Genomic DNA, 26,535 nt, shown 5'->3' with positions numbered 1-26,535 from the left:
ATGGTGTGGCCGTTCGAGTGGCAGGAGTGGGTCGGCCGCTCGCGGTTGTGGCGGCTTGCACTGATGACACTGGGTGTCGCGCTGGTTCTGGCCGGTGGCTACTGGCTGCGTCTGAAAGGATTGCATGACGCTTACCGCCATGGGCTGGCTGAAGCCCTCGAACAGCAGCGGTTGCTGTCACAGCGTGGGCAGCAGGTGACGGCGCTCGATGCCGCCGAAGCGGCATTGGCCGCTGGGAATGCACAATTGCAGGATGCACGCTGGCGACTGTCCGGTGGCGCGCAGATGAGCGATCTGCTCGATCGCCTGGCACTGTCGGGGCGAACCCATGGACTGTTCTTCGAGCAGCTCGATGTGGATGAGCAGTTGCAGGGTCCGGGGTACTTGCAAATCCCCTTGCAGGTAGTGGCCAGCGGGCGTTACGCCGCATTGCGCTCGTGGCTCGATGACTGGCTGGGCCAACTGCGGTTGTTGCGGGTGACGCACCTGCAATGGGAGGCCGTCGCGGACCGTCCGGGTTTGTTGCAACTGCGTTTGCACCTGCAGGTGTTTCATGCCGGTCAAGTGCTGCCCGTGCCAGCCTCTCTGGCACAGGAGCCGTCACGACCGCCGGGCGAGCCACCGCTGCTCGACCCTTTCGCACCCTGGTCCTCGCGCCAGCAGGCCCCGGGACTGGCAGGGGTGCCGCTGGAACAGCTGGAAATGGTCGGTAGCCTGTCGCGTGCAGGGCGGCACCAGGCACTGCTGCGCTGGGCCGGGCGTGTCTACCGAGTGGGGCAAGGAGAGCGCCTGGGGCGGGAGGAGGGTGAGATCATGAGGATCGACCCGGACCAGGTCGAAGTCAGGGAGCGGGTATTCAGCGCCGGGGTGTGGCATAAGCGCTACAGCTACCTCGCCCTGGATGGGCGCGCAGCCGCAAGGAGCAGGGATGAGCGTGAAAAGTCTGTGGGTGGTGATCGTGGCGGTGTTGGCGTCGACCCAGGCGCTGTCGACGCCTTTCAGAGGTGAGCCGCTTTCGCTGAACTTCCAGGACGTGGAAGTTCGCGCGGTGCTGCAGGTGCTGGCCGATTATGCGGGTATCAACCTGGTGGCCAGTGATTCTGTGCAGGGCAATGTCACCCTGCGGCTGCACGAGGTGCCCTGGGACCAGGCGTTGGACCTGGTGTTGCGCAGCCGCGGTCTGGCCAGACGCGAAGAAGGCAACGTGCTGCTGATAGCGCCTGCGGCCGAGCTTGCCGGGCAATCGCGCGAGGCGCGCGTCGACCAGGCACTGGAGGCGCAGTTGCAACCGCTGCAGCGTGAGTTGCTGCCCATCCACCATGCCGATGCCACCGAGCTCGCGCAGCTGTTGCTCGCCAGCCTTGCCGACGATGACCTGGCTCCCGGTCGCGGCAGCCTGAGCGTGGATGCCCGCACCAACACCCTGATCGCCACCCAGTCGGCAGCGCGGCTCGCCGAACTGCGGCAATTGGTGGCGCAACTGGATGTGCCGGTTCGCCAGGTGATGATCGAAGCCCGCATCGTCGAGGCCAGTGTCGACTACGAGAAGATCCTCGGCGTGCGCTGGGGCGCGCAACTGGGGGCAAGGCCGGGGCGGTTGGGGAGCGAGCTGTTCGTCGACCTGGGCGCCTCGACCGCGACTTCCGGCATCGGCGTGGGGCTGGTGCGCGGCGATGTGCTGTTTGACCTGGAGCTCAGCGCCATGGAAAAGAGCGGCAATGGCGAAATCATCTCCCAGCCCAAGGTCGTCACCGCCGACAAGGAAACCGCGCGCATTCTCAAGGGTACCGAGGTGCCCTACCAGCAATCGAGCAAGAGCGGCGCCACCTCGGTGGCATTTCGCGAGGCTTCGCTGTCGCTGGAGGTCACGCCGCAGATCACGCCGGATGGCAAGGTCATCATGGCGGTGCGGGTAACCAAGGACGAGCCGGACTACCTCAATGCCCTTAACGACGTGCCGCCGATACGCAAGAACGAGGTCAACGCCAAGGTGCGGGTGGCCGATGGCGAGACGATTGTGATTGGTGGCGTGTACTCGACGTCGCAGAACAATGTGGTGGACAAGGTGCCATTTCTTGGCGATCTGCCGTATGTTGGACGGCTGTTTCGACGCGATGCATTACAAGAGAAAAAATCTGAGCTGCTGGTCTTCCTGACTCCGCGTATCATGGGTGACCAGGCGATTGCTGTGAGTCGTTGATTCTGTGCGAAATTTGATACTTGTAGGGCCCATGGGCGCCGGTAAGAGCACCATCGGGCGCCTTTTGGCCAAAGAGCTGCGCTTGCTGTTCAAGGATTCCGACAAGGAAATCGAGCTGCGAACCGGCGCCAACATCCCGTGGATCTTCGACAAGGAAGGCGAGCCGGGCTTTCGTGATCGTGAGCAGGCGATGATCGCCGAGCTCTGCGAGCTCGATGGCGTGGTGGTCGCGACCGGTGGCGGCGCGGTGATGCGCGAAGCCAATCGCCAGGCGCTGTACAAGGGTGGGCGGGTCATCTACCTGCATGCCTCGGTCGAGCAGCAGGTCGGGCGCACCGCACGTGACCGCAACCGCCCGCTGCTGCGCACTGCCAACCCGGAGGCCACGCTGCGGGCACTGCTGGAAACCCGCGATCCGCTCTACCGCGAGATCGCCGACCTGGTAGTGGAAACCGACGAACGGCCTCCGCGGATGGTGGTGCTCGACATTCTCGAGCGCCTCGAGCAGTTGCCGCCCCGCTGAGCCGGGACTATCCTCGGCGACCAACGCCGGGCGACGTTGAACGTTACCGCGCTGGCTGCTCAGGCAAAGGCCGCGCCAAAGCATATTGTGGGGATACATGCAGACATTGAAGGTCGATCTGGGCGAGCGTAGCTACCCGATCTACATTGGCGAGGGCCTGCTGGACCAGCCCGAATTGCTCGCGCCGCACATTGCCGGGCGGCAGGTCGCCATCGTCTCCAACGAAACCGTCGCGCCGCTGTACCTCGAGCGCCTGAGCAAGACCCTGGGCGCCTGGTCGGTGCTGCCGGTGGTGCTGCCCGACGGCGAAGCCCACAAGAACTGGGAAACCCTGCAGTTGATCTTCGACGCGCTGCTGACGGCCCGTCATGACCGGCGTACCACTGTCGTGGCGCTGGGGGGCGGTGTCATCGGCGACATGGCCGGCTTCGCTGCCGCCTGCTACCAGCGCGGCGTCGATTTCATCCAGGTGCCGACCACGCTGCTGTCCCAGGTGGACTCGTCCGTCGGCGGCAAGACCGGCATCAACCATCCGCTGGGCAAGAACATGGTCGGTGCCTTCTATCAGCCCAATGCCGTGCTGATCGATACCACCAGCCTGCGTACGCTGCCTGCGCGCGAGTTGTCGGCAGGGCTGGCCGAAGTCATCAAGTACGGCCTGATCTGCGACGAGCCGTTCCTCGGCTGGCTGGAAGACAACATGGTCGCCCTGCGCGAGCTCGACTCCGTTGCACTGACCGAAGCCATTCGTCGCTCCTGCGCGGCGAAGGCTGCGGTAGTCGGTGCCGATGAGCGTGAGTCCGGCGTGCGCGCCACCCTGAACCTCGGCCACACCTTCGGCCATGCCATCGAAACCCACATGGGCTACGGAGTATGGTTGCACGGTGAGGCTGTCGCCGCCGGGACCGTCATGGCCCTGGAGATGTCCATGCGCCTGGGCTGGATCGACCAGTCGGCGCGTGATCGCGGAATCCGCCTGCTGCAGGATGCAGGCTTGCCGGTGGTGCCTCCACAGGAAATGACCCCGGCGCATTTCATGGAACATATGGCGGTCGACAAGAAGGTGCTCGACGGACGCCTGCGCCTGGTGCTGTTGCGCCAGATGGGCGAGGCCGTGATCACCGACGACTATCCGAAAGAGATTCTTCAGTCCACGTTGGCCGCGGATTACCGCGCGATCGTGGCGCAGCTTTGAGGTTGTGACAGCGCAATGACCAGTTTGCATGCCGATGAGGCGTTTCTCGATCACTACCAGTTGAGCCACGATCCGTTCGCACCGCGCGTGCCCGGATTCAAGTTCTTTCCCGCCCAGCGCAAGCCTGTACTGGGCCAGCTGCACCACCTGGCCCGCTACAGCCACCTGATGCTGGTGGTGACCGGCCCGCTGGGCAGCGGCAAGACCCTGTTGCGCCAGGCCCTGGTGGCCAGCACCAACAAGCAGTCGGTACAGAGCGTGGTGGTGTCGGCGCGTGGCGCGAGCGACGCGGCCAGTGTGCTGGGTCAGGTTGCCCAGGCGCTGAACGTGGCCCAGGCCGAAGTGCAGGCCATCCTCTCCCAGGTCGTGCAACTGGCGCTGACCGGTCAGGAAGTCTATCTGCTGGTGGACGATGCGGAACAACTTGACGAGTCGGCACTCCAAGCGTTGCTGGAACTGGCCGCCGGCGTCCCGGAAGGGCGTCCGCATGTGTTCCTGTTCGGCGAGCCTTCGCTGATTGCAGGGCTGGACGAGCTCAGTGCCGAGGAAGAACGCTTCCACATCATTGAACTGGCCCCCTACAGCGAAGAGGAAACCCGCGAGTACCTGGAGCAGCGCCTGGAGGGTGCCGGTCGAGGGCTCGAAGTGTTCAGCGCCGAGCAGATCACCGATATCCACGAAAACTCCGACGGTTGGCCGGGAAATATCAACCAGGTCGCCCGCGATACCTTGATCGAAGCCATGATCGCCACTCGCAGTACCGAGAAGCGACCATCCATGGGGTTCAAAATGCCTAAGAAACACGTCCTCGCGCTGTCCGCTGTCGTCGTGGTCGCCGTCGCTGCCGCGGTCCTGATGCCCAAGAAAGGCGACAAGGCGCCGGCCGAGGCACCTGCTGCCCAGGCCCAGTTGCCCTTGGGGCAGGGGCAGTCCGGCAACGGCGGCCCGACCGTCGAGTTCTCCGGCTCGTCGCAACCCATGCCGCTGCCGTTGGTAGGGCAGTCGCAGCCGGTGATGCGCGAGCCGCTGGCCCAGGCCGCGGGCATGGGTGATGGTGATGAAGGCGGCCCTGCCGGCAACACTGCGCTGCAGCCATCGGCGCCTTCGGCTGCCGTTCCGCCAACCGTCACCACCACCGCACCGCCCCAGGGTGTTGCCGCAGGCCCGGCACCTACGCCTGCCCAGCCGGTTGCACCGGCTCAGAAGCCTGTCGCAACCCAACCAGCCAAGCCGGTTGCGCCGGCCGCCAAGCCTGCGCCTGCGCCAACCCAGGTCGCTACTGCCAAACCCGCTGCCAAGCCCGCCGAGAAGCCGGTCGCCGGTGGTGCTGGCAACAGCAGCTGGTACAGCGGCCAGAAGCCGGGCAACTATGTGGTTCAGGTATTCGGTACCAGCAACGAGTCGGCTGCCCAGTCGTTCGTCAAGGAGCAGGGTGGCGACTATCGCTACTTCAAGAAAAACCTGCAGGGCAAGCCGCTGTACGTGGTGACCTACGGTAATTTCGGCAGCCGCGACGCAGCGGCTGCGGCAATCAAGAACTTGCCAGCGAAGGTCCAGGCTGGTAAACCTTGGCCTCGTACCGTCGGCAGCGTTCAACAAGAGCTGGCCACGGCCCGCTGATCCTTCCGGGCGGCACCACCCCCGCCGCCCAGTTGCTGAGCGAATCCCGGACTCTCAAGAGCCTGCTGTGCTGATGCGCGGCAGGCTTTTCTGTCCCAGACTGCCGGCCACAAGCCTCTGTTGCAGTCACGGCTGAAACGCTTCAGACTCGAGTCAAGCCGCTATCACGGTGCATGACGCAAAAACATTCAAAATTGCGACATAAATTTTCAACGATTCGTCGTGAAAATTTGTGGGGCTCCCTGTCGCTGTGCAACAATGGTTTCCCTATACCCACCGCAAAAAAGCTGGCATTCGATCGGCGTGGATGGTAAGTGGTTGTACTAAAAAGAGATTTGCCTTGGTTGAGAGGCGAACCTGGTGAGAAAGTGTCTATGAAAACAGGTCTGTACCATCCCGAAGAATTCAAGGACAACTGTGGTTTTGGCCTGATCGCCCATATGACGGGCGAACCCAGTCACCACCTCCTGCAAACCGCCGTCGAGGCCCTGACCTGCATGACCCACCGCGGTGGGATCAACGCAGACGGCAAGACCGGTGACGGTTGCGGCCTGCTGATGCAGAAGCCCGACCAGTTCCTGCGTGCCGTGGCCCAGGAGCACTTTGCCGCCGAGCTGCCCAGGCAGTACGCCGTCGGCATGGTGTTCTTCAATCAGGATCCGGTGAAAGCCGAGGCTGCGCGCGCCAACATGGACCGCGAGATCCTCGCAGCCGGCCTGACGCTGGTCGGCTGGCGCAAAGTACCGATCGACACCAGCGTGCTCGGTCGCCTGGCCCTCGAGCGCCTGCCGCAGATCGAGCAGGTGTTCATCGGTGGCGAAGGTCTCAGCGACCAGGAGTTCGCCATCAAGCTGTTCAGTGCCCGTCGCCGCTCGTCCGTGGCCAACGCCCACGACGCCGACCACTACATCTGCAGCTTTTCGCACAAGACCATCATCTACAAAGGCCTGATGATGCCGGCGGACCTCACCGCCTTCTATCCGGACCTGGGTGACGAGCGCCTGAAGACCGCCATCTGCGTCTTCCACCAGCGCTTCTCCACCAACACCCTGCCGAAATGGCCGCTGGCGCAGCCGTTCCGCTTCCTCGCCCACAACGGCGAGATCAACACCATCACCGGCAACCGCAACTGGGCCATGGCCCGTCGTACCAAGTTCGCCAACGACCTGATTCCCGATCTGGAAGAGCTCGGCCCGTTGGTCAACCGTGTCGGCTCCGACTCCTCCAGCATGGACAACATGCTCGAGCTGATGGTCACCGGCGGCATCGACCTGTTCCGTGGCGTGCGCATGCTGGTACCGCCAGCCTGGCAGAACGTCGAGACCATGGACGCCGACCTGCGCGCTTTCTACGAATACAACTCCATGCACATGGAACCGTGGGACGGCCCGGCCGGTATCGTCATGACCGAAGGCCGCCATGCGGTGTGCCTGCTCGACCGCAACGGCCTGCGTCCGGCGCGCTGGGTGACGACCAAGAACGGCTACATCACGCTCGCCTCGGAAATCGGCGTGTGGAACTACAAGCCTGAGGATGTCATCGCCAAAGGCCGCGTCGGCCCGGGCCAGATCTTCGCCGTGGACACCGAGACCGGCCAGATCCTCGACACCGACGCCATCGACAACCGTCTCAAGTCGCGCCATCCCTACAAGCGCTGGCTGCGTCAGCACGCCACCCGCATCCAGGCGACGCTGACCGACGACCAGGGCGTGGCCAGCTACGACGCCGACCAGCTCAAGCAATACATGAAGATGTTCCAGGTCACCTTCGAGGAGCGTGACCAGGTGCTGCGTCCGCTGGGCGAGCAGGGCCAGGAAGCCGTCGGCTCGATGGGCGACGACACGCCGATGGCCGTGCTCTCGCAACGGGTTCGTTCGCCGTACGACTTCTTCCGCCAGCAGTTCGCCCAGGTTACCAACCCGCCGATCGACCCGCTGCGCGAAGCGATCGTGATGTCGCTGGAAATCTGCCTGGGTGCCGAGCGCAACATCTTCCAGGAATCCCCCGAGCACGCCTCGCGGGTGATTCTCAGCTCGCCGGTGATCTCGCCGGCCAAGTGGCGCTCGTTGATGAGCCTGGAGCGTGAGGGTTTCGAGCGTCAGCTGATCGACCTCAACTACGACCAGGCCATCGGTCTCGAAGCCGCCATCCGCAACATCGCCGACCAGGCCGAAGAAGCGGTGCGCAGCGGCAAGAGCCAGCTGGTGCTGAGCGACCGTTTCATCGCCCCGGGCAAGCTGCCGGTGCACGCCTCGCTGGCCGTCGGTGCGGTGCATCACCGTCTGACCGAGCAGGGCCTGCGCTGCGACAGCAACATCCTGGTGGAAACCGCCACCGCCCGCGACCCGCACCACTTCGCCGTGCTGCTGGGCTTCGGCGCCTCGGCCGTGTATCCGTACCTGGCGTATGAAGTACTGGCCGACCTGATCCGCACCGGTGAAGTGCTGGGCGATCTGGACGAAGTGTTCAAGTACTACCGCAAAGGCATCTCCAAGGGGCTGCTGAAGATCCTGTCGAAGATGGGTATCTCGACCATCACCTCCTACCGCGGTGCGCAGCTGTTCGAGGCCATCGGTCTGTCGGACGAGGTGGTTGGCCTGAGCTTCAAGGGTGTGTCCAGCCGCATCAAGGGTGCGCGCTTCGAAGACCTGGAGAGCGACCAGAAGCTGCTCGCTGCCGAAGCCTGGAGCGCGCGAAAGCCGATCCAGCAGGGCGGCTTGCTCAAGTTCGTCCATGGCGGCGAGTACCACGCCTACAACCCGGACGTGGTGAACACCCTGCAGGCAGCAGTGCAGCAGGGCGACTACGCCAAGTTCAAGGAATACACCACGCTGGTCGACCAGCGCCCGGTGTCGATGATCCGCGACCTGCTCAAGGTCAAGGTGGCCGACCAGGCGCTGGCACTGGACCAGGTCGAACCGCTCGAGGCCATTCTCAAGCGCTTCGACTCTGCCGGTATTTCCCTGGGTGCCTTGTCGCCGGAAGCCCACGAGGCGCTGGCCGAGGCGATGAACCGCCTGGGCGCGCGCTCCAACTCCGGCGAGGGCGGTGAAGACCCGGCCCGCTACGGCACGCTCAAGAGCTCCAAGATCAAGCAGGTGGCCACCGGCCGCTTCGGCGTGACCCCGGAGTACCTGGTCAACGCCGAAGTGCTGCAGATCAAGGTGGCCCAGGGCGCCAAGCCCGGTGAGGGTGGCCAGCTGCCAGGCGGCAAGGTCAACGGCCTGATCGCCAAGCTGCGCTACGCAGTACCCGGCGTGACCCTGATTTCGCCACCGCCGCACCACGACATCTACTCGATCGAAGACCTGGCGCAGCTGATCTACGACCTCAAGCAGGTCAACCCGCAGGCGCTGGTGTCGGTCAAACTGGTGGCCGAGGCCGGTGTCGGCACCATCGCCGCCGGTGTGGCCAAGGCCTATGCCGACCTGATCACCATTTCCGGCTACGACGGCGGTACCGGTGCCTCGCCGCTGACCTCGATCAAGTACGCCGGTGCGCCCTGGGAACTGGGCCTGGCCGAAACCCACCAGACCCTGCGCGGCAACGACCTGCGCGGCAAGGTGCGGGTACAGACCGATGGCGGCCTGAAAACCGGCCTGGACGTGATCAAGGCAGCTATCCTCGGTGCCGAAAGCTTCGGCTTCGGTACTGCGCCGATGATCGCCCTGGGCTGCAAGTACCTGCGCATCTGTCACCTGAACAACTGCGCCACTGGCGTCGCGACCCAGAACGACAAGCTGCGCAAGGACCACTACATCGGCACCGTCGACATGGTGATCAACTTCTTCACCTTCGTCGCCGAAGAGACTCGTGAATGGCTGGCCAAGCTGGGCGTGCGCAGCCTCGGCGAGCTGATCGGGCGTACCGACCTGCTCGAGGTGCTGCCGGGCGACACCGAGCGTCAGCATCACCTGGACCTCACGCCGCTGCTGGGCAGTTCGCACATTCCGGCCGACAAGCCGCAGTTCTGTGAAGTCGACAAGAACCCGCCGTTCGACAAGGGCGAGCTGGCCGAGAAGATGGTCGAGATGGCCCTGCCGGCGATCCGCGACCAGGCCGGTGGCGAGTTCGCCCTCGACATCTGCAACTGCGACCGTTCCATCGGTGCCCGCATCTCTGGCGAAATCGCCAGGCTGCACGGCAACCAGGGCATGGCCGCCAGCCCGATCACCTTCCGCTTCAAGGGCACGGCGGGCCAGAGCTTCGGCGTGTGGAACGCCGGTGGCCTGAACCTGCACCTGGAAGGTGACGCCAACGACTACGTTGGCAAGGGCATGACCGGTGGCAAGGTCACCATCGTGCCGCCAGCTGGCAGCCCGTTCGAAACCCAGCACAGCGCCATCGTCGGCAACACCTGCCTGTACGGCGCCACTGGCGGCAAGCTGTTCGCCGCCGGCACCGCGGGCGAGCGCTTCGCTGTGCGTAACTCCGGCGCCCACGCTGTGGTCGAGGGCACCGGTGATCACTGCTGCGAATACATGACCGGCGGCTTTGTCTGCGTCCTGGGCAAGACCGGTTACAACTTCGGTTCCGGCATGACGGGCGGTTTCGCCTACGTGCTCGACATGGACAACACCTTCTTCGACAAACTCAACCACGAGCTGGTGGAAATCCAGCGTATCAGTGGTGAGGCGATGGAGGCCTACCGCAGCCACCTGGCGCGGGTCCTGGGCGAGTATGTGGAAGAAACCGGCAGCGAGTGGGGGCGTGAGCTCTCCGAAAACCTGGACGACTACGTGCGGCGCTTCTGGCTGGTCAAGCCGAAGGCGGCCAACCTGAAGCAACTGTTGTCCAGCACCCGCGCCAACCCGCAGTAAGAGCAGCTGCAAGTGGTGCGCCTCGAACCGCGAACAGAGCGGTTCGAGGCTCGCCCGGCTTAAGTGATCGTCTTGCGGCTTGCAGCGTGTAGCTTGCAGCTGCTGTTGAGAGGTTTTGAAAAATGGCTGAACGTCTGAGCAACGACTTCCAGTTCATCGAAGTGGGCCGCAAGGACCCGAAGAAAAAGCTGCTGCGCCAGCGCAAGAAGGAGTTCGTGGAGATCTACGAACCCTTCAAGCCGCAGCAGTCCGTGGAGCAGGCGCATCGCTGCCTGGGCTGCGGCAACCCGTATTGCGAGTGGAAGTGCCCGGTGCACAACTTCATCCCCAACTGGCTGAAGCTGGTGTCCGAAGGCAACATCCTGGCTGCGGCCGAGCTGTCGCACCAGACCAACACCCTGCCCGAAGTGTGCGGCCGCGTGTGCCCGCAGGACCGCCTGTGCGAGGGCGCGTGCACCCTGAACGATGGCTTCGGTGCAGTGACCATCGGCTCGGTGGAGAAGTACATCACCGACACCGCCTTCGCCATGGGCTGGCGCCCGGACATGTCCAAGGTCAAGCCGACCGGCAAGCGCGTTGCCATCATCGGTGCTGGCCCGGCAGGCCTGGGCTGTGCCGACGTGCTCGTGCGTGCCGGCGTGACCCCGGTGGTGTTCGACAAGAACCCCGAGATCGGCGGCCTGCTGACGTTCGGCATTCCTGAGTTCAAGCTGGAAAAGACCGTGCTGAGCAATCGCCGCGAAGTCTTCACCGGCATGGGCATCGAGTTCCGCCTGAACACCGAGGTGGGCAAGGACATCACCATGGAACAACTGCTCGGCGAGTACGATGCAGTGTTCATGGGCATGGGCACCTACACCTACATGAAGGGCGGCTTCCCGGGTGAAGACCTGCCGGGGGTGCACGACGCCCTGGACTTCCTGATCGCCAACGTCAATCGCAACCTGGGCTTCGAGAAGTCTCCCGAAGACTTCGTCGACATGCAGGGCAAGAAGGTCGTGGTGCTGGGCGGTGGCGACACCGCGATGGACTGCAACCGCACCTCGATCCGCCAGGGCGCCAAGGCCGTGACCTGTGCCTATCGTCGCGACGAGGCGAACATGCCCGGCTCGCGCAAGGAAGTGAAGAACGCCAAGGAAGAGGGCGTGAAGTTCCTCTACAACCGCCAGCCCATCGCCATCGTCGGCGAGGACAAGGTCGAAGGCGTCAAGGTCGTCGAGACCCGCCTGGGCGAGCCGGATGCCCGTGGCCGCCGCAGCCCCGAGCCGATCCCGGGCTCCGAGGAAATCCTCCCGGCCGATGCCGTGGTGATCGCCTTCGGCTTCCGCCCGAGCCCGGCGCCGTGGTTCGAGCAGCATGGCATCCAGATGGACAGCCAAGGCCGCGTGGTGGCCCCGGAGAAAGGCAAGTTCAAGCACCAGACCAGCAACCCGAAGATCTTCGCCGGTGGCGACATGGTGCGCGGTTCCGACCTGGTGGTGACGGCGATCTTCGAAGGGCGTACTGCCGCTGAAGGGATCCTGGACTACCTCGAAGTCTGATCGATCGCTATCGCGGGGCAAGCCCGCTCCTGCAGGGACCACGCATCCCTTTGCAGGAGCGGGCGTGCCCCGCGATGCTTTTTGTATACAAAAATCCTTGATCCACGGCACCCGATAGACAAAACGCATGGCCATGGCCGTGCCTTTTGCGCTGGCGTCTGAGAAAATGCCCGCACTTTTTTGCTGGATGCCGACATGACTGCCCTGAAGAACGATCGTTTCCTGCGTGCACTGCTCAAGCAACCCGTAGACGTCACCCCGGTGTGGATGATGCGCCAGGCCGGTCGCTACCTGCCGGAGTATCGCGCCAGCCGCGCCAATGCCGGCGACTTCATGAGCCTGTGCATGAACCCGCAGTTCGCCTGCGAAGTAACCCTCCAGCCGCTGGACCGCTACCCGCTGGACGCCGCGATCCTGTTCTCAGACATCCTCACCATCCCCGATGCCATGGGCCAGGGCCTGTACTTCGAGACTGGCGAAGGTCCGCGTTTCAAGAAGGTGGTCAGTACCCTGGCCGACATCGAGGCCCTGCCGATCCCCGACCCGCACAAGGACCTGGGCTACGTGATGGACGCGGTCAGCACCATCCGTCGCGAGCTCAACGGGCGCGTGCCACTTATCGGCTTCTCCGGCAGCCCCTGGACCCTGGCAACCTACATGGTCGAGGGCGGCTCCTCGAAAGACTTCCGCAAGACCAAGGCGATGCTCTATGACCAGCCCGAGGCCATGCACCTGCTGCTCGACAAGCTGGCACAGTCGGTCACCAGCTACCTCAACGGCCAGATCGAGGCCGGCGCCCAGGCGGTGCAGATCTTCGATACCTGGGGTGGTGCACTGTCGGCAGCGGCCTATCAGGAGTTCTCCCTGGCCTACATGCGCAAGATCGTCAGCGGTCTGATTCGCGAGCATGAAGGGCGCAAGGTGCCGGTGATCCTGTTCACCAAGAACGGTGGCCTGTGGCTGGAGAGCATCGCCGAGGCCGGTGCCGATGCGCTGGGCCTGGACTGGACCTGCGAAATCGGCGATGCCCGTCGTCGCGTCGGCGACAAGGTCGCGCTGCAGGGCAACATGGACCCGACCGTCCTGTACGCCAAGCCAGGGGCTATCCGCAATGAAGTCGCGCGGATCCTGGCCAGCTACGGCAAGGGCAGCGGCCATGTGTTCAACCTGGGCCATGGCATCACGCCGGAAGTGGACCCGGAACATGCCGGTGCGTTCATCAATGCCGTGCACGAGCTGTCGGGCCAATATCACGGCGGTTGACCGACCGTCATTGCCGACCTGAGAGGTTCGGCAACGACGGGTACAGGATTTCCGACTGAATCTCCAGCTGCTGGTTGCCTACTCTCCCCGTTCCTCAATGCACGGAGTCGGCATGATGGGTACGGTAGGATATTGCTGGCAGCAGAAGGTGCTGCATTGGCTTTCGGCGTTGGTGATCCTGTGGACGCTGGTCAGTGGTTTCTCGCTCGCGCTGGTGGCGGAGCGCCAAGGCTGGCATGAGGACGTGGCCAGAGCCAATGTTGCGCTGGCGACCCTGTATTTGCCGCTGTTCCTGCTCAGGTGCTGGTACAGGCTGAGGCAGCCTGTTCCGCTGGCGGCTGTGATGTCGGCTTGGCGAAACAGGGTGGCTGTCTGGGTGCATGGCGGCATGTATTGGGTGACGGCGATCGTGCTGTTGTCGGGGGTGCTGATGATGGCCCGCCCCATCGAGCTGTTCGGCTGGTGTTCGTTTGGCCCGCTTCTGCAGGGGGGTGAGTGGCGCCAAAGCTGGGAGCAGTTGCACGTGGCGGCTAATCTGCTACTGATTCCATTGGTCGGCCTGCACCTCGTCGGCGTGGTCCTGCACCACTGGGGGGGCCGGCCAATCCTGTCACGCATGTGGTTCTGATGCAGCCTCGCGGATTAAGCTTCAGTTCAGCGATCGTCGGTAATCTGGTGGCATCAAAACGCAAACAGGACCCGATCATCATGAAAGCCCGTTACCTGCCCCTGATTCTCGCCCCGCTGTTCAGCACCGCCGCTCTTGCTGCCGGCTACACCGGCCCGGGCGCCCAGCCGGTGACCACCGTTGCCGCCGCAAAGGAAGCCGCCGATGATACCCCGGTGGTGCTGCAAGGCTATGTGACCAAGAAGGTCAACAACGACGATAAATACGAGTTCAAGGACAATACCGGCACCATCACCGTCGAGATCGACAACGAAGACCTGCCGGTCACCCCGTTCAACGAGAAGACCAAGGTCAAGCTGACCGGTGAGGTGGAAAAGCACCTGATGAGCCGTGAGGTGGATGTGGATATCGTCGAGATCGTCAACTGACTCCAAAGCCCTTTCGCGGCAGTTCACCTGCGAACTGCCGCGAACGTCTCACACCGATTTGGGCGCGAGCTTGCTCAGGCGCAACGCCACCGCCAGCGCCACCGCCAGCAGGCTGCCGATGAACAGGCCTATGCCGTTCCACCCGGCGTAATGCCAGAACACCCCGCCCGCCGTCCCCGCCACGCTCGACCCCGCGTAATAGCAGAACAGGTACAGCGACGACGCTTGCCCCTTGGCCTTCAGCGCGCGTCGGCCAATCCAGCTGCTGGCCACCGAATGCGCGCCGAAGAAGCCGAAGGTGAACACCAGCATCCCGATGATCACCACCGGCAGCGGAGTGAACAGGGTCATCAGCATGCCGCCTGCCATCACCACGATGCTCGCCCAGAACACCTTGCGCCTGCCCAGCCTGTCGGCCAGCGCGCCGACCTGGGCAGAACTGTAGATGCCCGACAGGTACACCACCGACAGCAAGCCGACCAGCGCCTGGTTCATGTGATAGGGCTCGGCCAGCAGGCGATAGCCGATGTAGTTGAACAGGGTGACGAAGGCGCCCATCAGCAGGAACGCTTCGAGGAACAGCCAGGGCAGGCCGGCGTCCTTGAAGTGCATGAGGAAGCCGTCGAGCAGGTTGCGCGGCTTCAGCGACTGCGCGCGGAAGTTGCGTGATTCGGGGAGTACCTTCCAGAACACCACTGCGGCCAGCAGCGCCAGGCCGCCGATCACCAGCATCGCCGTGTGCCAGCTGACGAAGTCGATCAGTACCCCGGTGATCAGTCGCCCGCTCATCCCGCCGATGGCATTGCCCCCGATGTACAGGCCCATGGCCAGGCCGATGTGCTGCGGGTGGATTTCCTCGCTCAGGTAGGTCATCGCCACCGCCGCCAGACCGCTCAGCGACAGGCCGACCAGCGCGCGGGTAGCGAGTACGCCTTCCCAGGTCGGCATGACTGCACTGGCCAGTGTCGCCAGTGCAGCGCACACCAGGGCCGAGACCATCACCGGCTTGCGCCCGATGCGATCGGAAATGGGCCCGGTCACCAGCAGCCCGAACGCCAGCATGGCTGTAGATACCGACAGCACCAGGCTGCTCTGCGCCGCATTGATCGAGAACTCCTGCGACAGCAGCGGCATCATCGGTTGCACGCAGTAGAGCAGGGCGAACGTGGCGAAACCGCCGCTGAACAGCGCCAGCACGGTCTTCATGAAGGCGGGGGTGCCTTTCTCGATCCACATGTCGGTCGCCAGGGCAGGTTCGGGGTCGGCGGGAAGGGGGGCTACAGCAGTTTTCACGGGCGGGTACCTCAGGTGCAATGAAAAAATCATATAGCTGACTAATGATTAGATCCAATATATTGTTCGACCTATTTAAGATGTTTGACGACTTGTTTGGGGTTGCCCATGGAACTGCGCCACCTGCGGTATTTCATCGCTGTTGCCGAAGAGCTGCACTTTGGTCGTGCAGCCCAGCAGCTGGGCATCTCTCAGCCCCCGTTGAGCCAGCAGATCCAGGCACTTGAGCAGGAACTGGGCGCGCGTCTGTTCGAGCGCACCAATCGTCGGGTCGAGCTGAGCGAGGCTGGAAGGCTTTTCCTCGAGGAGGCGCGCCAGGTGCTGGCGCAAGTCGACAAGGCGGCCGATGTGGCGCGTCGCGCACAGTTGGGGGAGCTGGGCGAAATGAAGATTGGCTTCACCTCGTCGGCGCCCTTCACCTCGAGGATTCCCCAGGCGATCCACGCCTTCCGCCAGCGCTTCCCGGCGGTGCACCTGCACCTGACGGAAATGAGCAGCCGCGAGGTGGTCGATGCGGTGTTCGACGAGTCCATCGAGGTTGGCCTTATGCGTCCACTGCCGGTACCGGAAGGGCTGGCGCTCACTGAACTGTTCCGCGAGCCACTGGTGGCGGTGCTCAATGCCTCTCACCCGCTGGCGCTGGGCAGCGAGCAGGGGCTGTATATGCGAGACCTGGCTCACGAACCGTTCGTGTTCTTCCCACGCAGCTACGGCAGCGGTCTGTACGCGCAACTGATGGACCTGGCGCGCCAGGCCGGTTTCAGCCCGCACTTTGCCCAGGAGGCCGGCGAAGCCCTGACCATCATCGGCCTGGTCTCGGCGGGGCTGGGGGTGTCGGTGCTGCCGGCCTCGTTCCAGCGCATCCGCATCGATGGCGTGGTCTATCGCACCCTGCTCGACGAACAGGCGACCAGTGCGGTCTGGCTGGTACGCCGCGAGGGCTCTGGTTCGGCGATGGCGCGTGCGTTCGTCGATCTGCTGGCGGGGCTGGAAAAGCCCGAAGGTGCTGGCTAAACCGCCGCGTCGGACACATACTCGGGCATTCCCTGATACACGGAGGTCAGTCATGCGGCGCGTGGTGTTCAATCAGAAAGGTGGCGTGGGCAAGTCGAGCATCGCCTGCAACCTGGCGGCGGTCAGTGCCAACGAAGGCTACCGGACCCTGTTGATCGACCTGGATGCCCAGGCCAACTCCACCCAGTACCTGACCGGGTTGACGGGCGACGACATCCCCATGGGGATTGCCGATTTCTTCAAGCAGAGCCTGTCCAGCGGGCCGTTCAGCAAGAAGAACAAGGTCGATATCTACGAAACGCCCTTCGATAACCTGCACGTGGTCACTGCCACCGCCGAGCTGGCCGACCTGCAGCCCAAGCTCGAGGCCAAGCACAAGATCAACAAGCTGCGTAAATTGCTCGACGAGCTGGACGAGGATTACGAGCGGATCTACATCGACACCCCGCCAGCGTTGAACTTCTATGCGGTTTCTGCGCTGATCGCTGCTGATCGTGTACTGATTCCCTTCGATTGCGACAGCTTCTCGCGCCAGGCCCTGTACGGCCTGCTGGCCGAGATAGAGGAACTCAAGGACGACCACAACGAAGACCTCCAGGTGGAGGGCATCGTGGTCAACCAGTTCCAGTCACGTGCCAGCCTGCCTCAGCAGATGCTCGACGAGCTGCTCGCCGAGGGGCTGCCGGTGCTGCCGGTGTACCTGGGCAGCTCGGTGAAGATGCGCGAATCGCACCACGCCAGCCTGCCGCTGATTCATCTGGAGCCGCGGCACAAGCTGACCCAGCAGTTCGTCGAGTTGCACTCGCTGCTCGAAGAAAACGCTTAGACCCCTTGGCTGCGCACCCACTCCAGCAACGACTGGAGCGGGAACGCGCCGGCCTGGCGGCTGACTTCGCGACCGTTCTTGAACAGGATCAGGCTCGGGATAGAACGGATGCCCAGCCGCCCGGCGAGGTTGCGGTTGGCCTCGCTGTCGAGCTTGGCCAGGCGGCAGCGGCCACTGAGCTGACGGGCTGCCTGTTCGAAGGTCGGTGCAAAGCTCTTGCACGGGCCGCACCAGTCGGCCCAGACGTCCACCAGCAAGGGCATGTCGCCCTTGATCTGGCTGGCGTAGCTGGCTTCGGTGAGTTCGAACGGGGTGCTCGGCAGCACGTCATTCTTGCAGCGCCCGCATTTCGGCGCGTCGCCCAGGCGTTCGGCGGGCAGGCGGTTGAGGCCGTTGCAGTGTGGGCAGGGGATTACCAGTGGGTCTGACATGTTTTCTCCGCAATAGCGTTCACATATAACCTGTCGGGGCGGGCGTAATTCAGGAAGAACAGCTGATTTCCAGGTGCTTGCCCCACTCCGGCGGGCGCTCGGCATAGGCTTGCATTCCGGGCTGCTCATCGAATGGCCGGCACAATACCTGATGCAGCCTGCGCACTTCACTGTAGTCGCCGCCCTCGGCCGCCTCGATGGCCCGCTGCGCCAGGTAGTTGCGCAGGATATACAGCGGGTTGACCGCATGCATGCGCTCGCGCCGACCTTCGGCGTTACCCGCTTCGCGCTGGCAGCGTGCGAGGTAGTCGGCGCCCCAGGCGTCGAAGCCTGCGAGGTCGATGAAGTCGTCGCGAACCACGTTCAGCGCCTGTTCCACCGGCTGCTCGCCAAGTCGGCGGAAGAACAGGGTGTAGTCCACGCCGCCACTCTGCATGCGTTGCAGAAGACGCTCGATCAGGGCCATGTCGCCGTCTTCGGCGGTGGTCAGGCCGAGACGACGGCGCATCAGGTCCAGGTAGTGCGCCTGGTACAGCGGCAGGAACAGGCCGAGCGTCTCCTTCAGCGCCTCCACTTCGATCACCGTGGTCAGGGCCTGGGCCAGGGCGCTCAGATTCCAGTGGGCGATCGGCACCTGGTTGGCGTAACTGTAGCGGCCGCGATCGTCGGAGTGGTTGCAGATGAAGTTGGCGTCGAAGTCGTCGAGGAAGGCGTAGGGGCCGAAGTCGAAGGTGATGCCCAGGATCGACATGTTGTCGGTGTTCATCACCCCGTGGCAGAAGCCATAGGCCTGCCAGCGCGCGATCAGCTCGGCGTTGCGCTCGACGATGGTGCGGAACATCGCCAGGTAGGGCTGCTCGGCGTCGCGGCATTCGGGGTAGTGCTGTTCGAGCACGTGATCGATGAGCACGCGTTGTTGCTCGGGCTGCTTGGTGTAGTAGAAGTATTCGAAATGGCCGAAGCGCACATGGCTGTGTGCCAGGCGCAGCAGCATGGCCGCGCTCTCGCGGGTTTCGCGCCACACCGGCGTGCTCGAGCCCACCACGCACAGCGCCCGGCTGCTGGGGATGCCCAGGGCGTGAAGCGCTTCCGAAGCGAGGAATTCGCGGATCGACGAGCGCAGTACGGCGCGGCCATCGCCCATGCGCGAGTACGGGGTCTGGCCGGCGCCCTTGAGGTGCAGGTCCCAGTGCTCGCCGGCGTCGTTCAGCACCTCGCCCAGCAACAGGCCGCGGCCGTCGCCCAGGCGTGGGTTGTACGACCCGAACTGGTGGCCGGAATAGACCATCGCCCGCGGGTCGGCCTCTTCCCAGAGCTTGTGGCCGCTGAACAGCTCGGCGAACACCGGCTCATCGGCCTGGGCCGGGTCAAGGTCGAGCAGGGCCATGGCCGACTCGCTGGCGACCACCAGGCGCGGCTCGGCAATCGGCTCGGGCAGCACCTGGGTGGAGAAGACGTCGCCGAGTCGGGCGAAGCGGTTATCGAAGGTGAGTTGGTCGAGGGCTTTCACGTGGCCGGCTCCTGGGTATCGGTGACAGGGGCCGCCTTGCGGCCCTTCGTGGGGCAAGCCCGCTCCTGCAGAGCGCTGTTCGCTGTGGGAGCGGGCTTGCCCCGCGGTCGAGGGCAGAGCCCTCGCAGGCATTCTGGGCGCTTGCACCCATCAGCGTCCACTCAGCTCGGTGGAGTGCTGTCGGGTTTGCTCTGCAGCGGGATCATCTGCTGCTTGCCACCCTTGGTGTCCATCAGGAACACCTCCACCTGGCGCACCGAGATCTTGATGTCGTGGGCCTTGAACTCACGGTTGATGTAGCGGTTGATCTCGTCGAGCGTCGGGTTGCGGTCGCCCAGGTCGCGCACGTGCATGCGCAGTTCATGGTCAAGCGAGCTCTCGCCGAACTGCAGGAAATACACGATCGGCTCCGGATCCTTGAGCACGCGTGGGTTTTCATGGGCGCCCTTGAGCAGCAGGTCGCGCACCAGGTCCAGGTCGGAGCCGTAGTCGATGCCCAGCTTGAGCGTCACCCGGGTGACCGTGTCGGTCAGCGACCAGTTGATCAGCTGGCCGGTGATGAAGGTCTTGTTGGGGACGATGATGTCCTTGCGGTCGAAGTCGGTGATGGTAGTGGCGCGGATGCGGATCTTGCTCACCGTGCCGGACAGGTTGCCGATGGTGATGGTGTCGCCGATGCGCACCGGGCGCTCGAACAGGATCATGATGCCGGAGATGAAGTTGGCGAAGATCTCCTGCATGCCGAAGCCCAGGCCCAGCGAGAGGGCGGCGACCAGCCACTGCAGCTTGTCCCAGCTCACCCCGAGGGTGGCCAGGGTGCTGACGATGCCGACGCCGACGATCACATAGGACAGCAACGTGGTGATCGCATAGGCGCTGCCCTGTGCCAGGCTCAGGCGCGACAGCACCAGCACCTCCAGCAGACCGGGCAGGTTGCTGGCCAGGGCGATGGTGATACCGGCGATGACCAGCGCACCCAGCAGGTCACCGAGGCTGATCGGCACCAGGCTGGCCGCAGCGCCGGTGCCGCTGGAATATTCGTACAGGGTGATGTTGTTGAGGTAGGAGAACACTGTGATCAGGTCCGACCATACCCAGTACAGCCCACCGATGAAGCCGCCGAGCAGGGCCAGGCGGATCAGGCGCAGCGACTGCTGGTTGACCTGCTCGATGTCCAGGGTGGGTTCCTCGACGATGACTTCGCCGTCCAGCCCTTCCTTGGCCGCCGCGCGCTTGCTCAGCGCGCGCTGGTAGGCCAGGCGCCGCGCCGCCACCGACAGGCCTCGCACGAACGCCGCCTCGATCACCAGCCAGAACAACAGCAGGTAGAGGGTGTAGATCAGGCGGTCGGTGAGTTTCAGCGCGGTGTAGTAGTAGCCGAAGCACACCGCGACGAACAGTGCGATCGGCAGCGCGGTGAAGGCTACCCCGACCGCCTTGCGGAACAGCGAGGTGTCGCGGTGCGCCGGGCTGCTCAGCAGCAGGCGGCTGAGCAGCCAGGCCATCAATGCGTAGCAGGCCAGCACCACGCCGATGCCCAGCACATCGTCGGCCAGCGCCGAAGGCTGGTGCTCGGCCACCGCGACCACGCCGACCAGGGCCAGCACCACCGTGCCGAGCCTGCGCACCCAGCCGCGCAGGAACTCGACCTGCGGCTTGTGCCAGCGGAAGTGCACCTCGGCCACGCCTCCCGGCGCCAGCACGCGGTAGGCGGTATAGAACACCAGCCAGGCCTGGGCCAGTTGCCACAGGGCTGCACCGAGGTTGGCATTCTGGCCACGGGCGTCGATCTGCAGCGCATAGCTGCACAGCGCCAGGCCCAGGCTCACCGGCATGGCCAGGAGGATGTTGATCAGGATCGCCTGGGGCGTGTGCCACTGGCTGTCGCGGCGGAAGTGCCCGATGTCCTGGTGCACCTTGCCCAGGCGCTGGTACAGGTATTTGCGGCGCCACAGCAGAGCGCCGATCACCAGCAGCAGCGGCAGGAACAGCAGCGGGCGCTGGCTCAGGCCGTCGGCCAGTTCCGAGATGCCGGACCCCCAGGGCAGGCTGGCGACCTGGTCGGCGAAGCGTTCGGGCACGTAGCGCAGCCAGTCCCAGTCCAGCGGCTTGTTGCTGGGGATCCAGAACATCTGCTCGTCGAGGGTGGTGCGCAGGTTCTGCGCGGTGCTCAGCAACTGCTTCTGGTTCAGTTGCAGGGTGATCGATTCGTTGAGCAGCGCCGACAGTTCGCGGTTCAGGCGTTCGAGCAGGTCGCTGCGGGTGATGGCAACTTCCAGAAGGGCCTTGCGCAATTGCGGGGTGACATCCTGTTCGGCCTGGGTCGACAGCAGCTTGTCGACGTAGCTGGACGGGCTGCTCATCTGCTCGCGCTGCTGGTTCACCTCGAACTGGTACAGGCGGATGTCGGCGATCTGGTCGGCCAGGTCGCGGTCGACCTTCAGGTGCGGCAGCGCCTGCTTCTGCTTGTAGAGAATCTTCGACAGCAGCAGGCTGCCCTTGAGCACGTTGATCTGCTCGTCGAGTGCCTGGTCGGCCTGGGTGAGGGTGTCGAGCTGCTGCTTGGACTGCAGGTTCTGCTGGGTGAGTTCGTTGAGGCGGTCGGTGCTGCGCAGCAGGTAGTCGGAGAGCTTGAGGTTGGCGGCGCTCTCGTTGGCCAGCAGGGTACTGCCACCGGCCTTCTGCGCTTCGATCGACTGTTGGGTGACGGTCTGTTGCGATTGCGCCAGGCGCTTCTCGTTGATCAGCGTCTGCAGGTCCTGGATCTCTTGCTCCAGGCGCGCCGCGCGCTCGATCAGCAGGTCATGGCGGGCATTGCCAAGGTCCTGCAGCAGGCTGTTGCCGGCCAGCTCCTGGCGGCGCAACAGGGTCAGGGCATTGAGCGAGGCCAGCTCGGCGTTGAGCTGGTTGCGCTGGTCGGCGGAGATCGCCTTGCCGTTGTCCTTGCCGGACTTCAGGGCGTTGTTGATCTGCTGGGCGCGGGTCTGGTTGTTGCTGATCTCGGCCTGGGCGCGCTCGGGGCGGGTCTGGGAATTGATGATCAGGCTGTTGGCTTCGGCCAGGGCCTTCTGCAGGTCGCCTTGCTGGGTGCTGCGCTCGCTGAGCATCTGCTCGAGCTGTGGCACGCCGAGGCTGGCGTAGCGTTGGGCCACGGGGGTGACCTTGCTGTCCTTGAGCTTGGCCAGCTCGCGCTGGCTGTCGCGGGTTTCCTGGGGGGCACCGGCGAGCTGCTGCTTGAGGTCGGCAAGCTTCTTCTCGCTGTCTTCCTTGCTGGCGATCAGCGTCAGGGTCTGCTCCAGCACTTGCTGCAGCGCCTTCTGCTCGGGTTCCGGCAGCTTGCGCTCGGCGATCTTGTCGAGGCTGTTCTGGATACCGGGAGCGGCCGGCACCTCGGCCGCCGCAGCGCCGAACGACAGGGAAAGGCACAGCCCGAGCAGGGCTGCGCGGGCATACACGCGCAGGGACATAGGCAGACTACTTGCGAGATGGGGCACGAACGGAGTTTAGAGGAACAGGCCCGGGCCGGGTCGGGTTCCTTCGGGGAATCTGACGCCCACTTTCTGGATCTTGTTCCCGTCCATGGTCGCGACAGTCCAGATCGTGCTGTGCCATTCGACCTGGTCGCCTACCACTGGAGCGCCTCCGACCTTCTGTCGGATGAACTGCGCCAGCGGCATTTTTGCGTCCAGGCCATCGAGTTTCAGGCCATAAAGCGCCGCCACGGCACCCAGTTCGGCATCGCCTTCGAGAACGAAGTCGCCGAAGAAGCGCAGGTCCAGACCACGCTGCGGCGCCTGGCTGAACAGTTTGCCGAGGGCAGGCAGATTGTGTTCGTGACCGATCACGCAGAGCATGTCACCGACTTCCAGTACGGTGCTGCCGGAAGGGTGCAGCAGTTGCTCGCCACGGAACAGCGCCGCAATCCGCGTGCCCTCGGGCATCTTCAACTCGCGCAGGGCGGCGCCGATGCACCATTTTTCCGCGCCCAGGCGGTAGACGAACAGCTCCCACTCGCTGGTGATGTGCACTTCCAGCGCCGAGCGTGAGATCGGCGCCGGGTCCGGCGGCACCGTGACCTTCAGCAGCTTGGCCATCCACGGCAGGCTGGTGCCTTGCACCAGCAGCGAAATGAGCACGATGAAGAACGCCAGGTTGAAGAACAACTGCGCATCCGGCAGCCCCGCCATCAGCGGGAACACCGCAAGGATGATCGGTACTGCGCCGCGCAGGCCGACCCACGAGATGAAGCCTTTCTCGCGGCCGTGGAAGGCCTTGAACGGCAGCAACGCCGCTACCACCGACAGCGGCCTGGCAATGAGGATCATCCACAGCGCCAGGCCCAGGGCCGGCAGGGCGATCGGCAGCAGGTCATGCGGGGTGACCAGCAGCCCCAGCACCAGGAACATGCCGATCTGTGCCAGCCAGGCCATGCCGTCGAGCATGTGCAGGATGCCGTGGCGGCTGCGGATCGGCTTGTTGCCCAGCACCAGGCCGCACAGGTAGACGGCGAGGAAGCCGCTGCCGTGCAGGGCGTTGGTCAGCGAGAACACCACCAGGCCGCCGGCGACCACCAGGATCGGGTACAGGCCGCCGGCCAGGTTGATGCGATTGACCAGTTGCAGCATCAGCCAGCCACCGCCCAGGCCCAGCAGGCCACCAATGCCGAACTCGCGCAGCAGGTGGGTCAGCAGGCTCCAGTGCAGGCCGGTCTGGCCGCTGGCGATCATGTCGATCAGGGTGACGGTGAGGAACACCGCCATCGGGTCGTTGCTGCCCGATTCGATTTCCAGGGTTGCCGTCACCCGTTCGTTCAAGCCCTTGCCGCCGAGCAGCGAGAACACCGCTGCGGCGTCGGTGGAACCGACGATGGCGCCGATCAGCAGGCCCTGGATCAGGCTCAGGTCGAACAGCCAGGCCGCGACCATGCCGGTCAGCGCGGTGGTGATCAGCACGCCCACCGTGGCCAGCGACAAGGCCGGCCACAGGGCCACGCGGAAACTCGCCACCCGCGTGCGCAGGCCACCGTCGAGCAGAATCACCGCCAATGCCAGGTTGCCCACCAGGTAGGCGGTCGGGTAGTTGTTGAAGATGATGCCGCCACCATCGACGCCGGCGACCATGCCGACCGCGAGGATGATGACCAGGATAGGGATGCCCAGACGCGACGAGAGGGAGCTGACCAGGATACTTGCGCCCACCAGCAGTGCGCCGATCAGGAACAGGCTGTTGATGGTGCTGGCATCCAAAGGCAGGTACTCCGGGATATCGCGGAAAGATGACTTGACTGGCAAGTCGCGTGCCAATCGATTCTAACCTGATGAATTGCCAGCATGTAAAGCGTTTCTGCAGATGTGCAAAAGGCACCGCGGTGGGTGCCTTTTGTTGTGTTGCCTATGCGGGCCCTTTCGCGGGCAAGCCCGCTCCCACAGGTTCACCACAGGCATGAAGACTTGTGCAGTACCTGTGGGAGCGGGCTTGCTCGCGAAGAGGCCAGTGCAGGTTTAGCCCTGCTTCACCTCACGCATCGCCTTGCCCTTCACCGGTGCACCGTTGGCCTTGTAGTACTTGGCGGTGCTGCGCGCCAAAGGCTTGCGGTTGCGGATCTTGTCCGAGATTTTCTCGGCGATCATGATCGTGGTGGCGTTGAGGTTGCCGGTGATGATGATCGGCATGATCGAGGCATCGACCACACGCAGGCCCTGCATGCCATGCACGCGACCTTCGCCATCGACCACCGCCATGTCGTCGGTGCCCATCTTGCACGAGCAGGACGGGTGGAAGGCGGTTTCGGCGTGCTCGCGGATGAATTTGTCCAGCTCTTCATCGGTCTGCACGTGCGCACCCGGGCTGATCTCGCGACCGCGATACGGGTCCAGCGCCGGCTGGGCCATGATCTCGCGGGTCAGGCGGATACCATCGCGGAATTCCTGCCAGTCCTGCTCGGTGGCCATGTAGTTGAACAGGATGCTCGGGTGCTGGCGCGGGTCCTTGGACTTGGCCTGGATGCGGCCACGGCTCGGCGAGCGCATCGAACCCATGTGGGCCTGGAAGCCGTGTTCCTTCACGCCGTTGGAGCCGTTGTAATTGATGGCGACCGGCAGGAAGTGGTACTGGATGTTCGGCCACTCGAATTCAGGGCGGGTACGGATGAAACCGCCGGCCTCGAACTGGTTGCTGGCGCCGATGCCGGTGCCGTTGAACAGCCACTCGGCACCGATGGCCGGCTGGTTCCACCACAGCAGCGATGGATACAGCGACACCGGTTGGGTGCAGGCGTACTGCAGGTACAGTTCCAGGTGATCCTGCAGGTTCTCGCCGACGCCCGGCAGGTCGTGGACCACCGGAATGTCGAGGCTTTCCAGCAGGGCGCGCGGGCCGACACCGGAGCGCTGCAGCAACTGCGGCGAAGCGATGGCGCCGGAGCTGACGATGACTTCCTTGCGGGCACGGGCTTCGACGCGTTCTTCGCTGTCGCCGACCAGGTAGGTCACGCCTACGGCGCGCTTGCCGTCGAACAGCACGCGGTCGCTCAGGGCGTGGGTGACGATGGTCAGGTTCGGGCGCTTCTTGGCCTGGTCCAGGTAACCGCGTGCGGTGCTGGAGCGACGGCCATTCTTGGTCACCGAGCGGTCCATCGGGCCGAAGCCTTCCTGCTGGTAGCCGTTGAGGTCTTCGGTGCGTGGGTAGCCGGCCTGTACGCCAGCTTCGACCATGGCATGGAACAGCGGGTTGTTGCCGGCTTTCGGCGTGGCAACGCTGACCGGGCCTTCGCCACCGTGGTAGTCGTTCGGGCCGATGTCACGGGTTTCGGCTTTCTTGAAGTAGGGCAGGCAGTCCAGATAAGTCCAGTCTTCCAGGCCTGGCAGTTCGGCCCAGCCGTCGAAGTCCATGGCGTTGCCGCGGATGTAGCACATGCCGTTGATCAGCGAGGAACCGCCCAGGCCCTTGCCGCGGCCACATTCCATGCGGCGGCCGTCCATGTGCGGCTCAGGATCGGTCTCGTAGGCCCAGTTGTAGCGACGGCCCTGCAGCGGGAAGGCCAGGGCGGCCGGCATCTGGGTGCGGAAATCGAAGCGGTAGTCGGGGCCGCCGGCTTCCAGCAGCAGCACCGAGACGCTGGCGTCTTCGGTCAGGCGGGTGGCCAGGGTGTTACCGGCGGAACCGGCACCGACGATGATGTAATCGAATTCTTGGGACATGCAAAGTACCCTCGTTGGCAGTGTTCAGGGAGCGGGAGCGCCCG

At 64.3% G+C, this 26,535-nt stretch carries 18 protein-coding genes; 12 read left to right on the top strand and 6 right to left on the bottom strand.

Features of this window, described 5'->3' with window-relative positions; translation table 11 throughout:
* The 10 genes from AC1TXO_RS25380 (at position 1) to AC1TXO_RS25335 (ending at position 14,218) form a co-directional block, all read left to right on the top strand.
* Complete coding sequence (locus AC1TXO_RS25380; RefSeq protein ID WP_486404264.1) at positions 1-1,008, top strand: pilus assembly protein PilP; 1,008 nt, start codon at positions 1-3, stop codon at positions 1,006-1,008.
* A complete protein-coding gene (locus AC1TXO_RS25375; protein ID WP_486404263.1) occupies positions 929-2,200 on the top strand; it encodes a type IV pilus secretin PilQ in 1,272 nt (423 codons plus the stop codon). The genes AC1TXO_RS25380 and AC1TXO_RS25375 overlap by 80 nt, the downstream gene beginning before the upstream one ends.
* Before the next feature lie 4 nt (positions 2,201-2,204).
* Positions 2,205-2,723, top strand: coding sequence for a shikimate kinase AroK (aroK, locus tag AC1TXO_RS25370; protein ID WP_486404262.1), 519 nt, complete (start codon positions 2,205-2,207; stop codon positions 2,721-2,723).
* 97 nt (positions 2,724-2,820) lie between these two features.
* A complete protein-coding gene (gene aroB, locus AC1TXO_RS25365; RefSeq protein ID WP_486404261.1) occupies positions 2,821-3,918 on the top strand; it encodes a 3-dehydroquinate synthase in 1,098 nt (365 codons plus the stop codon).
* A gap of 15 nt (positions 3,919-3,933) precedes the next feature.
* A complete protein-coding gene (locus tag AC1TXO_RS25360; protein WP_486404260.1) occupies positions 3,934-5,538 on the top strand; it encodes an AAA family ATPase in 1,605 nt (534 codons plus the stop codon).
* A 374-nt stretch (positions 5,539-5,912) separates the two neighbouring features.
* Positions 5,913-10,358: a glutamate synthase large subunit gene (gene gltB / locus AC1TXO_RS25355; RefSeq protein ID WP_486404259.1), complete on the top strand. Its 4,446-nt coding sequence runs from the start codon at positions 5,913-5,915 to the stop codon at positions 10,356-10,358.
* A gap of 122 nt (positions 10,359-10,480) precedes the next feature.
* Positions 10,481-11,899 carry an FAD-dependent oxidoreductase gene (locus AC1TXO_RS25350; RefSeq protein ID WP_486404258.1) on the top strand — a complete coding sequence of 473 codons (1,419 nt, stop codon included), beginning with the start codon at positions 10,481-10,483 and terminating at the stop codon, positions 11,897-11,899.
* Positions 11,900-12,094: 195 nt separating this feature from the next.
* Complete coding sequence (gene hemE, locus AC1TXO_RS25345) at positions 12,095-13,162, top strand: uroporphyrinogen decarboxylase (protein WP_486404257.1); 1,068 nt, start codon at positions 12,095-12,097, stop codon at positions 13,160-13,162.
* A 112-nt stretch (positions 13,163-13,274) separates the two neighbouring features.
* On the top strand, positions 13,275-13,790 hold the full coding sequence (locus AC1TXO_RS25340; RefSeq protein ID WP_486404256.1) for a cytochrome b: 516 nt from the start codon (positions 13,275-13,277) through the stop codon (positions 13,788-13,790).
* Between the two features lie 80 nt (positions 13,791-13,870).
* Positions 13,871-14,218, top strand: coding sequence for a NirD/YgiW/YdeI family stress tolerance protein (locus tag AC1TXO_RS25335; RefSeq protein WP_486404255.1), 348 nt, complete (start codon positions 13,871-13,873; stop codon positions 14,216-14,218).
* 48 nt (positions 14,219-14,266) lie between these two features.
* Here AC1TXO_RS25335 and AC1TXO_RS25330 read toward each other — a convergent pair whose 3' ends face one another.
* Entirely contained in the window at positions 14,267-15,454 is a 1,188-nt protein-coding gene (locus AC1TXO_RS25330; RefSeq protein WP_486406912.1) for an MFS transporter, read from the bottom strand.
* Positions 15,455-15,619: 165 nt separating this feature from the next.
* Between AC1TXO_RS25330 and AC1TXO_RS25325 the strand changes: the two genes are divergently transcribed.
* Both AC1TXO_RS25325 and AC1TXO_RS25320 read left to right on the top strand, forming a co-directional pair.
* Positions 15,620-16,525, top strand: coding sequence for a LysR family transcriptional regulator (locus AC1TXO_RS25325; protein WP_486404254.1), 906 nt, complete (start codon positions 15,620-15,622; stop codon positions 16,523-16,525).
* A gap of 52 nt (positions 16,526-16,577) precedes the next feature.
* Positions 16,578-17,351, top strand: coding sequence for a ParA family protein (locus tag AC1TXO_RS25320; protein ID WP_054891199.1), 774 nt, complete (start codon positions 16,578-16,580; stop codon positions 17,349-17,351).
* Here the strand turns inward: AC1TXO_RS25320 and trxC are convergent.
* From trxC to betA, 5 genes are all read right to left on the bottom strand, one after another.
* Complete coding sequence (gene trxC / locus AC1TXO_RS25315) at positions 17,348-17,782, bottom strand: thioredoxin TrxC (RefSeq protein WP_486404253.1); 435 nt, start codon at positions 17,780-17,782, stop codon at positions 17,348-17,350. The genes AC1TXO_RS25320 and trxC overlap by 4 nt on opposite strands.
* Before the next feature lie 49 nt (positions 17,783-17,831).
* Positions 17,832-19,292 carry a protein adenylyltransferase SelO gene (selO, locus tag AC1TXO_RS25310; protein WP_486404252.1) on the bottom strand — a complete coding sequence of 487 codons (1,461 nt, stop codon included), beginning with the start codon at positions 19,290-19,292 and terminating at the stop codon, positions 17,832-17,834.
* 161 nt (positions 19,293-19,453) lie between these two features.
* Entirely contained in the window at positions 19,454-22,759 is a 3,306-nt protein-coding gene (gene mscK / locus AC1TXO_RS25305) for a mechanosensitive channel MscK (protein WP_486404251.1), read from the bottom strand.
* A 36-nt stretch (positions 22,760-22,795) separates the two neighbouring features.
* A complete protein-coding gene (locus AC1TXO_RS25300; RefSeq protein WP_486404250.1) occupies positions 22,796-24,538 on the bottom strand; it encodes a potassium/proton antiporter in 1,743 nt (580 codons plus the stop codon).
* Between the two features lie 255 nt (positions 24,539-24,793).
* The gene (gene betA, locus AC1TXO_RS25295; protein ID WP_486404249.1) at positions 24,794-26,491 is read right to left on the bottom strand and encodes a choline dehydrogenase; all 1,698 of its coding nucleotides are present in this window, start codon (positions 26,489-26,491) and stop codon (positions 24,794-24,796) included.
* Positions 26,492-26,535 lie beyond the last annotated feature (44 nt).

It is taken from the genome of Pseudomonas sp. FA117 (genome assembly GCF_057370475.1).
This window is presented reverse-complemented; position numbering and strand designations above follow the sequence as displayed.

Coding starts and splice junctions, on each gene's coding strand:
- AC1TXO_RS25380 (WP_486404264.1), top strand. CDS start 1: ATGGTGTGGCCGTTCGAGTGGCAGGAGTGGGTCGGCCGCTCGCGGTTG.
- AC1TXO_RS25375 (WP_486404263.1), top strand. CDS start 929: ATGAGCGTGAAAAGTCTGTGGGTGGTGATCGTGGCGGTGTTGGCGTCG.
- aroB (WP_486404261.1), top strand. CDS start 2,821: ATGCAGACATTGAAGGTCGATCTGGGCGAGCGTAGCTACCCGATCTAC.
- AC1TXO_RS25360 (WP_486404260.1), top strand. CDS start 3,934: ATGACCAGTTTGCATGCCGATGAGGCGTTTCTCGATCACTACCAGTTG.
- gltB (WP_486404259.1), top strand. CDS start 5,913: ATGAAAACAGGTCTGTACCATCCCGAAGAATTCAAGGACAACTGTGGT.
- AC1TXO_RS25350 (WP_486404258.1), top strand. CDS start 10,481: ATGGCTGAACGTCTGAGCAACGACTTCCAGTTCATCGAAGTGGGCCGC.
- hemE (WP_486404257.1), top strand. CDS start 12,095: ATGACTGCCCTGAAGAACGATCGTTTCCTGCGTGCACTGCTCAAGCAA.
- AC1TXO_RS25340 (WP_486404256.1), top strand. CDS start 13,275: ATGATGGGTACGGTAGGATATTGCTGGCAGCAGAAGGTGCTGCATTGG.
- AC1TXO_RS25335 (WP_486404255.1), top strand. CDS start 13,871: ATGAAAGCCCGTTACCTGCCCCTGATTCTCGCCCCGCTGTTCAGCACC.
- AC1TXO_RS25330 (WP_486406912.1), bottom strand. CDS start 15,454: ATGTGGATCGAGAAAGGCACCCCCGCCTTCATGAAGACCGTGCTGGCG.
- AC1TXO_RS25325 (WP_486404254.1), top strand. CDS start 15,620: ATGGAACTGCGCCACCTGCGGTATTTCATCGCTGTTGCCGAAGAGCTG.
- AC1TXO_RS25320 (WP_054891199.1), top strand. CDS start 16,578: ATGCGGCGCGTGGTGTTCAATCAGAAAGGTGGCGTGGGCAAGTCGAGC.
- trxC (WP_486404253.1), bottom strand. CDS start 17,782: ATGTCAGACCCACTGGTAATCCCCTGCCCACACTGCAACGGCCTCAAC.
- mscK (WP_486404251.1), bottom strand. CDS start 22,759: ATGTCCCTGCGCGTGTATGCCCGCGCAGCCCTGCTCGGGCTGTGCCTT.
- betA (WP_486404249.1), bottom strand. CDS start 26,491: ATGTCCCAAGAATTCGATTACATCATCGTCGGTGCCGGTTCCGCCGGT.